The 13,405-nt window shown below is 36.9% G+C and carries 4 protein-coding genes and 1 pseudogene; all 5 read right to left on the reverse strand.

The window, feature by feature from the left end; all coding sequences use genetic code 11:
- Positions 1-5: 5 nt before the first annotated feature.
- The 5 genes and pseudogenes from AC504W_RS12735 to AC504W_RS12755 all read right to left on the reverse strand — a co-directional run bounded on the left by AC504W_RS12735 (position 6) and on the right by AC504W_RS12755 (position 13,359).
- Entirely contained in the window at positions 6-5,213 is a 5,208-nt protein-coding gene (locus AC504W_RS12735) for an amino acid adenylation domain-containing protein (RefSeq protein ID WP_494878066.1), read from the reverse strand.
- Between the two features lie 299 nt (positions 5,214-5,512).
- A pseudogene (locus AC504W_RS12740) lies at positions 5,513-8,200 on the reverse strand (type I polyketide synthase); the annotation flags it as partial.
- Positions 8,201-8,210: 10 nt separating this feature from the next.
- The gene (locus AC504W_RS12745; protein WP_494878067.1) at positions 8,211-11,414 is read right to left on the reverse strand and encodes a non-ribosomal peptide synthetase; all 3,204 of its coding nucleotides are present in this window, start codon (positions 11,412-11,414) and stop codon (positions 8,211-8,213) included.
- A 24-nt stretch (positions 11,415-11,438) separates the two neighbouring features.
- The gene (locus AC504W_RS12750; RefSeq protein ID WP_494878068.1) at positions 11,439-12,482 is read right to left on the reverse strand and encodes a TauD/TfdA family dioxygenase; all 1,044 of its coding nucleotides are present in this window, start codon (positions 12,480-12,482) and stop codon (positions 11,439-11,441) included.
- Between the two features lie 127 nt (positions 12,483-12,609).
- Positions 12,610-13,359, reverse strand: a complete 750-nt coding sequence (locus tag AC504W_RS12755; RefSeq protein WP_494878069.1) for a class I SAM-dependent DNA methyltransferase — start codon at positions 13,357-13,359, stop codon at positions 12,610-12,612.
- Positions 13,360-13,405 lie beyond the last annotated feature (46 nt).

The raw sequence follows: 13,405 nt of genomic DNA on the forward strand, positions 1-13,405 counted from the left end.
TTTTTTCAAACATTTCTAGCCGACTTCATTTTTTGTAACCGTTTTTTCTGCTGTTCTTTTGCATAAGTAATTTTTTTAACCTGATTATCTTCCTTCGGAACTAATATTGTTTGATTTTTTAACTTACTCAAATAATCAGCCAAATAACTGATAGTTGGATATCTAAATAAGTCCAGCATTGATAAATCAATGGGAAATATTTTTCGCAATTCACTATGCACTTTAATCATCAGCAGTGAATGACCACCAATTTCAAAAAAATTATCGTGAATGCCGATATTTTCTAGATTCAAAGCTTTTTGCCAAATCTTAGCAATAGTTTTTTCTACCTCAGTTTGCGGTATTACATAATTCGCTGCTAATTCTGGACGCAATTTATCCGGTTTAGGTAATACAAGCCTGTCTATTTTGCCGTTGGGCGTAATTGGTAAACTTTTTAGAACAACAAAAGCAGAAGGAATCATGTATTCTGGCAGTTGTTCGTGTAAAAAGCTTCGTAGTTGATTAGCTGTTAGTTGTGGCTGTAACTGAGAAGCAACATATCCTACTAAACGTTTATCGCCTTGTTCGTCCTCCCAAACTTTTACGACTGCTTCACTTACATCAGGATGTTGGTTTAATTGCGCTTCAATTTCGCCTAATTCAATCCGAAAACCGCGAATTTTAACTTGCTCATCAACTCGCCCTAAAATTTCAATTTCGCCATTAGCTAAATAACGAGCTAAATCACCTGTTTTATAAAGGCGTGTTCCTGGTGCATTACTAAAAGGATTGGGAATAAATTTTTCTGCTGTTAATTGAGGTTGGTTAAGATATCCTCTCGCTACACCCATCCCACCTATATAAATTTCCCCAGATACCCCAATAGGGGCAGGTTGAAAACAAGCATCTAATATATAAACTTGGACATTATCTATTGGTTTACCAACTGGCACCTCTTTGAATGCCACATTGAATTCATCCAAATTCGATAAATTGCTAATAGTTGTCCCAATTGTTGCTTCTGTAGGGCCGTAAGAATTAATTAATTGTATTTTATTTTTTACCCGTTCTAGCCAAGTTACTAATCGCTGTGGCAATGCTTTTTCACCACCAATTATGACTAAACGTAACAATTCAGGCAGTGGTAAATTATCCTCAAGTTCAGCAATTATTTGATGCCAAAAAGCTGTAGGCAAAGCTAATACAGTTATTTTTAACTGGCGACACTGCTCTAAAAATGCTGGAATTGAACTCAACATTACATCATTTCTCAGCACCAATGTAGCACCAACAACCAAACTAGTAAATATTTCTTCTGCTGCTACGTCAAAACAAATTGAGGCAAATTGTAGGATAACATCACTTGAATTCAAAGCATACTTAACAATCGCCGTTTCTGTATAATTTACTAAAGAATGATGTTGTATCATTACTCCTTTTGGCTTACCTGTAGAACCTGAAGTGTAAATCACATAAGCTAAGTTAGTGGTTGTTACTTTTATCTCCAGATTTGCTTGGCTTTCTTGAGCAATTAATGGCCAATCTACATCTAAATAAATAGTTTGCTGTTGGTTGTGCGGTAGCCACTCTTGCAATCGTTGTTGAGTTAACACTAAAGATACTTTGGCATCTTCTAGCATAAAACTCAGACGTTCTTGGGGATATGCCGGGTCAAGTGGTAGATATGCAGCACCAGCTTTTAAAATGCCTAAAATTCCCACAATCATGTCTAAAGAGCGCTCGACACAAATCCCTACCAAAACCTCTGGTTTTACACCTTGTTTTTTAAGGTAATGTGCTAGTTGATTAGCTTTGTGATTAAGTTCTTGGTAAGTTAAAGATTGATTATTAAATGAGACTGCGATCGCATCAGAGGTTTTCTTTGCTTGAGCTTCAAACCACTGATGAATACATTGATTTTGACGATAATTAGCTTGGGTGTTATTCCATTCTACTAATAATTGTTGCCTTTCGATATTGGTAAGCAATAACAATTCTGTAATTCGTTGTTGAGGATGAGCAACAAGACTTTCTAATAAAGTAATATAATGCTTGCCCCAGCGCTGGATTGTTTGAGAACTAAACAAGTCTGTGTTATATTCCAGTTCTAGCAAAAGTTCCGTATTGCTCTGAATAATATTCAAATCAATATCGAACTTAGCAGTAGTATTATAGTTCTTCAAGACTTCTAACTCACAATCTAAAGCAGCCAAATTAAATTGTGATTTATCTAAATTAAACCCAACTGTAAATAAAGGATTCCGGCTTTCATCTCGTACCAAATTTAAACTCTTGACTAAATTGATAAAAGGATAAATTTGATGCTCATAAGCTGCTAATAATTGCTCTTTTACATAATCCAGATAATCTATAAAAGCTGGCGATTTATCCACTTGGCTGCGTATTGGTAATATATTTACACAGTGACCCACCAAGCAATTATTATTAACTAACGATTGCCCTGCTGAAGCAATACCCACTACAATATCATTTTGATTACTTAGCCGCTGTAATAAAATCATATATCCAGCGAGAAGTGTAGTGAACAAAGTACATTGACACTCATCACTCAGACTTTTGATTTTTTGATATAAATTAGTATTAATTGTAAAAGTTTCTATTGACCCATTATGCGTATTTACTGCTGGTCTAATCTTGTCACTTGGTAAAGTTAACACTGGAACTGAACCAGAAAATTGCTGTAGCCAATAAGCCTTAGCTTTTGCCATTTCTGGAGTTGCTTGCTGGAGTGTTTGCCATTGCACATATTCGCTATATTGCATTGGCTGCGGAAGTTCACAAGTAATATTTTGAGATTCGGCTGCATAAATTGCTGCTAACTCTCGTAATACAATTGCCATTGACCAACCATCAGCCACAATATGATGAACCGTGAAAACTAAAAGGTGATGATTTGACTCTAACTTGATAATATGAAACCGCAGTAAAGGAGCTTTTTCTAAGTCAAAAGTTTCTTGAGATTCTTTTTCTAAAAATGCTGCTAACTGATCTAGACGATGTTGACCATCTAAGGTTGATAAATCTATGTAAGGGATATCTATTGTTAGTTTTGGATGAATTAATTGATAATCTCCTTCTGAACTAAAACTAGTTCGTAAAGCTTCATGACGATTAATAACTGTTTGAATTGCTTGATATGCTGCTTCTAATTTAAACGCGCCACGCAAATGGATAGCCATTGATTGGTTATAAGCACGGGAAGCATTATCTCCGATTTGTGCCATAAACCAAAGTTCTTTCTGCACTTCTGTTAGGGGAAGAGTAACTATTCCCTGGCTCGGCGGTAATTCATCACCTTGATTATTAATTACAGGCGGATCTACTGGTAAAAAATCACCTGCTTGCAATTCTAATATGCTGTCTTGAATAGCTCTAATTAAAGTTTCAATATCTTCATCAGTATGAGCAGTAGATATATAAAAGCTCCGTCCTTCCCATATATAAATACCTTTTTCTATCAGATGATAGAATAATAAATTCATCCAAACTAAGTTGGGCGGATAAACAAACCGGAATAGTGAACCACAATTAACAACCTGAATTGGTAACTGCTTTTGCTGAAAGTAACTATTGAGAGTCTCGGCAATTTTTGCGGTTTTACTGGCTAATTCTGCTTGTAGTTTTTCACCACTATTCTTGATATGGTTAAGTACAGCCCAAGCAACAGCCATGACCAAAGGATTTTTGAAAAAAGTTCCAGCAAAGATAGTTGTTTCTTGTTGTGGGGAAGAAGCATCACCGTAATTCCAAAAACCGCCATCAAGTGTATTCATAAAAGCAGCTTTACCTGCGATTACCCCAATTGGTAAACCAGAGCCAAGAGCTTTACCGTAAGTTGTAATATCTGCTTGAATATTCCACATTGCTTGAATGCCTCCTGGGTGCATCCGAAAGCCTGTAATGACTTCATCAAAAATTAAGACGATGCCTGCTTCTTTGGTCAGTTGTCTCAATTTATATAAAAACTCTTTGGGTTGGAAATCTGGGCGACGACTTTGTATAGGTTCAACTAAAACGGCAGCTAATTCATGGGTATGGGCTTTGAGAGTTTCTAAAGATTCAAGGCTTCCATAGTTGAGTACGATAACGTTTTCGATAAAGTGTTGGGGAATTCCTGGTGCGGCTGGTACAGAACGGAGAGTTGTTTCTGCGGTGGGTACTCCTGCCACTAAAACTTCATCTAATGTGCCATGATAAGAACCGTTAAATACAGCAATTTTGGCGCGTCCTGTAGTAGCTCTGGCAATACGAATAGCTCCCATAACTGCATCTGTACCAGAGTTACAAAAGGTGACTCGTTCTTGATTAGTCAGTTCACAAAATAATTTAGCAACTTTACTTGTCAAATGTGATTGTGGGCCATTTTGTATGCCTTGCTGAATATACTGTTGAATCGCTTCTACAACAAAATCGGGAGAATGACCAAATAACAGTGAGCCAAAGCCCATTGACACATCAATGTATTCATTACCATCAACATCCCAAATTCTCGCACCAGCAGCACGTTGAGCATGAATGGGATACAGCATCTCTTTGAGAGCTAGACGAAACCCGGTAATTGATCTGGGATTTGCGTGGAAAGAACGAGCGTCTTGGGTGAGGCGTTTCGATTCTGAAGTGCGTTGGACAAATCTGGTGATTAAGGCATTTAAATGTTGCTGCTGGCGGGAGTTTAGAGTTGTTTTTTCTATCTGTTGGGAATTTATTGATGTTTGCGGTTGAGGGATGTTGACAGAAACTTGATTTACAGGGGAAATTTTCTTGAGTGCAGGGCTGTTACGCAGCAATTCTAATTGTTGAGCCATGAGCTTTAGTTGCTCTGACATAAGCCCGGCAATTCCCTGATTTCCGCTATTATTTAATAACAGTTTAGCTGAACTTTTACTTGTAGGCAGTTCTGGTATTACTCGTGGTTTTTCCTGTTCAAAAGATGGCGGTAATTGTTGCGCTATATGTACAGCCAAGTCATGGAGTGTGGGAAATTCTTCTAGTAATTGGCGAAAAGGAATTTTTACACCTAATTTTTCTTGTAGTGAGCGACTAAATTGAATTAATATTAGTGATTCAAATCCCAGTTCTAAAAGATTGGTATGGATATCTATTTTGGCACTATTTATGCCAAGGTTTGCACTTAATATCTCTTTAATTTTTAATAAAACTATATCAATTTGTGAGCTATTTAATAAAGAGTTTACTTCTTGCTTAGGCATAATATTTTAGGGCTGTTTACGAACCACGGAGGCACAGACAAGCCAGTGCGTTGGGCGGTCTACCCGACTTGTCGCAACTGGCGCGACACAGAGTTACAAGAGTGTAGTAAAAATGGTGGTGATTAGAGATATTATTCTTTGAGTAATTGCAATAATTCTAACTGTTGAGACATAATTTCTATTTGCTGAGATATTAGTTGTTCCAGTGATTTATCTAATAATTCTGGTTCTTGTGGAGATACTGGCATATTTGTAGAGTTATACTCTAATTTTTCACAAAGCGTTTCTTTGTTAAGTGATTTATTTGGTTCAATCCAATACCTTTGTCTTTCAAAAGGATAGGTCGGCAAGGGGATACGATGACATTGTTGATGAGCATAAAATTTTGACCAATTTATAGGCACTCCAGCTAACCAAAGTTGACCTAATGTATTAAGAAAGAAGGAGATATCCGAAGCTTGAATTTTAGGATGGCGCAAGGAAGAAACCACAAGCTGTTTAGTAATTTGATTTGAATGCTGTTGAGCTAAACTACTTAATGTCCGTCCAGGGCCAACCTCTAATAAAATTTGATTTGGATGTTGTAGTAATACAGTAATTCCTTCACTAAATCGTACTGTTCGCCGTAAATGCTGCACCCAGTATTTTGGATCTGTGGCTTCATTTTTAGTTAGCCAATTGCCAGTCAAATTAGATAATATCGGAATTATTGGGGAATTTAGATTAATTTGACCAATTTTTTCTTGAAATGGCTCTAAAATCGAGTCCATCATCTGGGAATGAAAAGCATGAGAAGTGTGTAGAGGACGAAACTCTACACCTTGCTCAGTTAATTTATTTTGTAAGTCATGAATTGCCTGAGTTGTCCCCGAAACTACACAGTTATTTGGGCTATTAATAGCAGCTAGGCAAATATTTTCATTCAACCAAGGCTGAAGTTCTGCTGCTGATAGTGGCACTGCAAGCATAGCTCCGGCTGGCTGTTGTTGCATCAGTCGCCCTCTAGTAGCAACTAGTATTAAGGCATCTTCTAAGGAAAATACACCCGCAATACAAGCAGCTACATATTCTCCAATACTATGACCAATCATTGCGGAAGGTCGCACTCCCCACGCTATCCACAATTGAGCTAAGGCGTACTCAATTATAAATAATGCTGGCTGAGTTAGAGAAGTTTGTTGTAATTGTTGATTTGCTATTTCTTGATATTCATCATGTGGATAAAGTAAAGTACGTAAATCTAGACCTAAATGAGGTTGAAGAAACTCGGCACAATAATCAATTTTTTCTTGAAAAATTAACTCTTTTTCATAAAGTTCCCGACCCATATTTACATACTGGGAACCTTGACCGGGAAACATGAAAACTACAGAGTGATTATCTAATTCTTGGCAGTGGTTGAAATCTGGTTGTTGTTCTTTAATTGTTAAAGCTTTGACTGCATCTTGAATATCTTGGGCAACTATAAATCGCCTATATGCAAATCCTCGACGACCAACACTTAAGGTATAAGCAACATCAGCTAAGTTAATTTCTGGATTTAGTTGAAAATACTCAACTAAATTGGCAGTGGCAGTTTCCAGGGCTGTACTGGTTTTGGCAGAGAGTAACAATAACTGATATCCTCTCCCCTGCTCCTCTGCTCCCCCGCTCACCTGCTCTAAAACAGGGGCTTCTTCCAAAATTACATGAGCATTTGTTCCTCCAATACCAAAGGAACTAATCCCAGCGCGTCGAGGAGTGCCATTAGTTTCCCATGCAGATAATTGAGTATTTACATAGAAAGGACTGTTGGCGAAATCTATTTGCGGATTAGGTTTTGCAAAATGCAAACTGGGTGGTATTTGTTTGTGTTTGAGCGCTAAAACTGTCTTGATTAAACCTGCAACACCAGCGGCGGCATCTAAATGTCCAATATTTGTTTTGAGTGAACCAATAGCACAGAAATTCTTTTTTTGAGTGCTGGCGCGGAAACATTTGGTTAATGCAGCAATTTCTATTGGGTCGCCAAGATTGGTGCCTGTGCCATGAGTTTCTATATAACTGATAGTTTCGGGGTGAACTCCTGATATAGAAAGAGCCTCAGCAATGACTTTTGCCTGCCCATTTACACTTGGTGCGGTGTAACCAACTTTGAAAGAACCATCGTTATTAATGGCTGAACTTTTAATGACAGCATGAATATAATCGCCATCTGCGATCGCATTCTTTAATAGTTTTAATACTACAATACCTACACCGTTACCAGTCAGCGTTCCTTGGGCGTTGGCATCAAAAGCACGGCAATGGCCATCAGGGGAAAGAATACTTCCTTCCTGATAGAGATAGCCAGCTTTGTGTGGCATATTGATTAATACTCCACCAGCCAGCGCAATATCGCTTTCGCCATTAAGTAAACTTTGACAAGCAAAATGAACTGCAACTAATGAAGTAGAACAGGCAGTTTGCACATTTACACTTGGGCCTTTCAAATTTAATTTATAAGAAACAAGTGTTGGTAAAAAATCTCCTCTATTACCAATTAAAGTGCGGAATTTTCCTACTGATGCTTCTAAAAGTTCACGGTTGGGATAAAGATTAAATAAAAAGTACGTGTCCATTCCCACACCTGCATAAACTCCTATTTGTCCTGGATAGGTTTTGGAGTCGTAGCCAGAATTTTCTAAAGCCTTCCACGCATGTTCTAGGAAGAAACGGTGTTGCGGATCTGTGATTTCTGCTTCCTTGGGCGTAAATTCAAAAAATTCAGCGTCAAATAAATCTACATCTTCTAATATTGCTTTGGCTTTAACATAATTAGGTTGATTAAAATCATTTTCATCTACTCCATAAGAGATTAATTCTTCTTCTGTGAAAAAAGAAACTGACTCAACACCATTTTGTAAATTTTGCCAAAATTCATCCAGGTTTTTAGCTCCAGGAAAGCAACCTGACATACCAATAATGGCGATTTCATCTAGTCCAGTAAATGTATTAGAGTTATTCATATTCATGCTGCTACTGGATTGTTGCTCGATGTTGTTGTCTGAGTTGTCTTTGTTGCTGATTTGATTCTCTGCGGGTTGCAACGGAGTCGGAGTTAAGTTCTAAATTAGGTTGTTTTGGGTGCTGACTTAAATGCTTTGCCAAGGTGCTGATTGTGGGACATTCAAATAATTCAACCATTGAAATATCTCTGTTTAAAGCTGTACGCAGTTTGGTATGAATTTGTACCATTAGTAAGGAGTGTCCGCCGAGGTCGAAGAAATTATGATGGATGCCTACTTTTTCAACTTTTAGTACTTCTTGCCAGATATTGGTAATCATTTGCTCTAGTTCAGACTGCGGAGCAACAAATGTTTCTTCAAGTTGAATTTGTACCTGTTGAGGTAATGCTTTATAGTCAACTTTGCCATTAGGTAATACAGGCAAAGACTTCAACATTAAAAAGGTAGAAGGCACCATATACTCCGGCAAATTTTTCATCAAAAAGCTGCGAAATTCGCTACTAGAAGGAAATGTTTTTTGATGAGGAATGATATAGGCAATGAGACGGAGATTTTCCTCGGTGGCGATAACTACAACTTCTCGCACTAAAGGATGTTGCTTTAAAGCTGCTTCAATTTCTCCGATTTCAATACGATAGCCGCGAATTTTTACTTGTCTATCAATTCGTCCTAAAAATTCAATGTTACCATCTGCACGGTATTGAGCTAAATCTCCAGTTTTATATAAGCGTGCATTTGGCTCTTGAATAAAGGGGTTATTAATGAATTTTTGGGCGGTTAATTCTGGCTGGTTGAGATAACCTAAGCTAATACCATCACCACCTAGATAAATTTCTCCAGGAACACCAATAGGGACAGGATGAAGGTTAGCATCTAAAATATAAATCTGAGCATTAGCAATAGGCTTACCGATGGGAATTTTTGTTAATTCATGAGACTGACAAAGATAAACACTGCTCCATACAGTTGCTTCTGTGGGGCCATATTCGTTATATAAAGAAGCTTGGGGAAGATATTTTTGGTGGAGTTTGACTAACTCACTGGGGCATATTTCACCAGCCACAATAATAGCTTGTAGCGAAGCTAATTGTTCTTGGATGGCTTGTTGTAAAATCAGTGCATAAAGGGAAGGAAGACTTAACAGATGAGAAATCTGATTTTCGCAAATTAACTTAACTAGTTTTGGTATTTCTAGCTGCAAACCTTCTTTTGGTAATACTAAAGTTCCGCCACTGCAAAGTGTCCAAAAAATCCCGGCGACTGAACTATCAAAGGCGAAGGATGAAAGTAATAAAAAGCGGCTGACAGGTTTTTGATAATAATTAATTCGAGCAGTTGTCGAATGAACAAGATTGCGATGAGTAATTTGTACGCCTTTGGGTTTACCTGTGGAACCAGAAGTGTAAATTATATAAGCTAAGTTGTGAGGCGTAATTTGCAGTGTGAGATTTTCTGGATTTTGGCTTGTAATTATTTCCCAATCAGTATCTAAACAGATAACTTTTGCTTGGTGTGTGGGTAGTTTTTCTAGTAATGCTTGCTGAGTTAATAAAATGGATGTTTGGGAATTTTCTAAAATCCAAGCTAATCTTTCTTGGGGATAAGTTGGATCTAACGGTAGGTATGCACCGCCCGCTTTGAGAATTCCAAGAATCCCCACAATCATATCTAGATTACGTTGGAAACATATCCCAATTAAAGTTCCTGGGGTTACGCCAATCTTTTGGAGGTAATTTGCTAGTTGATTAGCTTGATTATTTAGTTGGCTGTAGCTTAATTGTTGCTGGTCAAACTCTACAGCAATATTATTTGGTTGCTGCTGGGCTTGGTATTCAATTAACTGGTGAATACACTTATCTTTAGGATAATCAGTTTGAGTTTGATTAAATTCTACTATTAGTTGGTGCTTGGCGCGATCGCTTAAAATTTCCAACTCACTAATTACCGCTTCTGGATGCTTTACTACACTTGATAATAATGTGGAAAATTGTTCTACTAAACGTTGTATATCTTCTACATCAAACAAATTAGAATCATAATAAAATTCTGTCAATAAATCATCATACTTATCTACGCAAGCAAGCTTTATTTTAAATCGTTCTATACAATTAGAAGAATTTTGAATCGCAAAAAATATGTTATTTCCGGTATGTTTTGGATATTTATCTGTAAAATCAAAACATACAGGGAAATAAGCTAATTTGTTGGTGATTAATTCCCAAGAAAAACACTCTTGCCATTTGTAAATATCTTGTTCTGTTTCGTTGATTTGCTGTAATATTTCTGTAAATTTGGCTTGTTCTGTTAAATGACAAGTAAGTGGTAAGTATTTGGCAAATAACCCCATAGCTGCTGATAATTCTGGGAACTTTCTGCCTTCAAAAACTTTACCAATTAGCAAATTTTGTTGTTGAGTTAAACGCCAGAGTAGAACTGACCAACAAGCCAGTAAAAATCTAGAAATAGAAGTATTATATTTTTGGGCGATCGCACCAATATGAGCTTTTAAATTATGATTAATATTTAAGGTCAAAAACTCAGGTGTAAACTCTTTTGATTCAGCAACATATTTCTCAAAGGGTAACTGTAAATTGAGAAGTTCTGATAAATCTTGCTTACGCCAATATTCTCTGCCAATTTCTGCACTTTGTGATTTAATGAATTCATGCTGCCATTCGGAAAAATCTGCATATTGTAGTGGTTCTGGCCATATCTGATCACTATTTACATATAAACGACTGAGTTCATCAACTAGATTTTTGAGAGTATTTGTATCTCCATAAACAGCAGGTAAACCCAGAAACAATATATGTTTTGTTAGTGATAAGTTAGCTAAGGATACCTGTAAAGGTGAATTTTTTTCAAAGTCAAAGTTTTGTTGAGTAAATTCCTGAAAAATTTCGGCAATTTTAGCCGCTTGTGCTTGAGAATTATGACCGTCTAGATGATATTGCTGATTTAAGCTGACATTGGCATGAGAAATAACTTGCACTGGAATCATCATTCCTGGTACATATTTAAATGTTGTCCGCAAAATTTCATGACGATTCACAATAGTTTGTAAAGCTGCAATTAATTTATTAGTTTCAATGTTGCCCTCTATGAGAACACTACATTTCACAAAATAAGCTGAACTTGGAGTTACTTGCTGTAATAACCATAAATGCTCTTGTTGAGGCGAAAGCTGAAAACCTTCAATTACTTCTGTAGTCATATTCATAAATTCCATTTTTATAATCTAAAGTTCTTTGATATTTAGTGCTTCTGCCATTCCTACTAAAACTTGTCGTGTCCCTACAAAAGGTGCGCGTCCATGCACTGCTAACATATTGTCTAACATCAAAATGTCCCCTTTCTGCCAAGGGAAACTAACCATTGCTTGCTGATAAACTTCCCGCAGAGATGCTAAAACTGAAGGCTCAATTGGCGAACCATCACCGTAATATGTATTAGTTGGTAAGTCTTCTTCTTTAAAACCAGCTAGTAATGCCTCGCGGGTATTTTTTTCTAATGTGGAAACGTGAAAAAAAGTTGCATGATTGAACCAGACAAGTTCACCTGTGTGGGGATGTTTAACAACAGCTGGGCCAATTTGACGTGTTCTTAAGCGATCGCCATCTTTCCATTCAACTTTTATATCATGAATGTGGCAATATTCTTCTACTTTTGCTTTTTCAGTTGTCTGAAATACGGTTTGCCAAGGTAAGCCAAAACCATCACCAAAATTCCGCACGTACATAACTTTTTTTTCGATGAAACGCTCTCGAATTTTGGGTTCTATCCGCGCAAAAATTTCTCGACAACTACCAACTGGTGTTTCACCTCCCTGCTGTGCTGGGGTCACACAAAAGAAGAATATCTTCAACGGAAAGCTAGGAGAATAAGCATGTTCATTATGGGGAAATATACTTTGATCTGCTGGATAATCAGTTGAAGTATAGATTCGATCACTCACTTGAGTCCGCGGTGAAGCTCGATAGCGATATTCCATAGCTTCAAAGCAAATCGCTTTAATTACTTGCTCAAATTCTGCTATGGCATCAATGTTAAAACCCCGAAAAAGAATCGCTCCATGTTTCAACAACTGGGCGTTAATAAAATCCCGATTAGTCGATGCCCAAACTGCTAAATCTAACTTTCTTACAGAAGATTTTATCACTAAAGGAAAGTTTTTATCTTGATTGAAATATTCTGTCTCGATTAAATCTTGTGCAGAGATTTTTAGCGATTTACGCTTAAATACTGGCAGTGCATTAACTGAAGTTTTTTGTAATTCTTCCATATTAAAATAGAAATGTTTGAATTTGTTAGTTCAAATATAAAGAAGTCAGGACTTAGAAAGCAGAGTGTAGGAGGTTATGAGTATCAATTAAAACTTTACGACTCTAAATTCAGCAAGGAAAAAATATTTAGCTTTTGCGACAAACAAAACAGCCAACATGACCTGATGATTCTATGTCAAAATCATTTTTGATATCGTAAAAAACAATATCTGTAAAACCTACCTTTGCTAAAGCAGATTTAACATCTGTTACAGAATAAAGCTTCCAGTTAAAAGTCATGTTGAAGCGTTGCCATTGACCATCGATTAATTCAAATCTTGTAGTGCGATCGCAACCTATTTTTGTCTCTACATCGTAGTCAAACTGGTTAATCCAGGCATTGTTCTCTTTAGCTTCGCCTTGAATCTTAGTAGTCTGCCAATCTTCTATACACAGTTCTTCTACATACAAGTCGAATATGAATATACCATTTTCTCGCAATGCTTGATATACGTTTTGAAAAACACTTTGTAATTCTTCCAGAGTATTTATCAGGTTAAGGCCAACATCTGTAGAAATGACTGCATGAAAAATAGATGTAAAGTGAAAAAATCTAGCATCTTCTAAGATAAATTCTGCATTAGGTGCATTTTTTCTGGCATAGCGTAGCATTTCTTCTGAGCTATCAATACCTGTAACTTGATAGCCTTTTTGTAGCAGTCTTTGGGCGATTTGTCCTGTGCCACAACAAATATCTAGAATATGCGCTGGCTTTGGAAGATGTTGTAATACTAATTGTTCTAATTGCTCTACGACAATATCATGCCTCTGTGTACCTTGGTCATCGTACATAGAAGCTAAACTATCATATTCTGCATAGCGATTTTTGGTAGTCATGATTAACTTTTCCTATTTATTGATCAAGAAATACATTGTTGTTTTT

It is taken from the genome of Nostoc sp. C96, assembly GCF_059384975.1.

What these genes read in the sequence shown, in the direction of transcription:
- AC504W_RS12735 (WP_494878066.1), bottom strand. Translation starts at nt 5,213, where the DNA reads ATGCCTAAGCAAGAAGTAAACTCTTTATTAAATAGCTCACAAATTGAT.
- AC504W_RS12745 (WP_494878067.1), bottom strand. Translation starts at nt 11,414, where the DNA reads ATGACTACAGAAGTAATTGAAGGTTTTCAGCTTTCGCCTCAACAAGAG.
- AC504W_RS12750 (WP_494878068.1), bottom strand. Translation starts at nt 12,482, where the DNA reads ATGGAAGAATTACAAAAAACTTCAGTTAATGCACTGCCAGTATTTAAG.
- AC504W_RS12755 (WP_494878069.1), bottom strand. Translation starts at nt 13,359, where the DNA reads ATGACTACCAAAAATCGCTATGCAGAATATGATAGTTTAGCTTCTATG.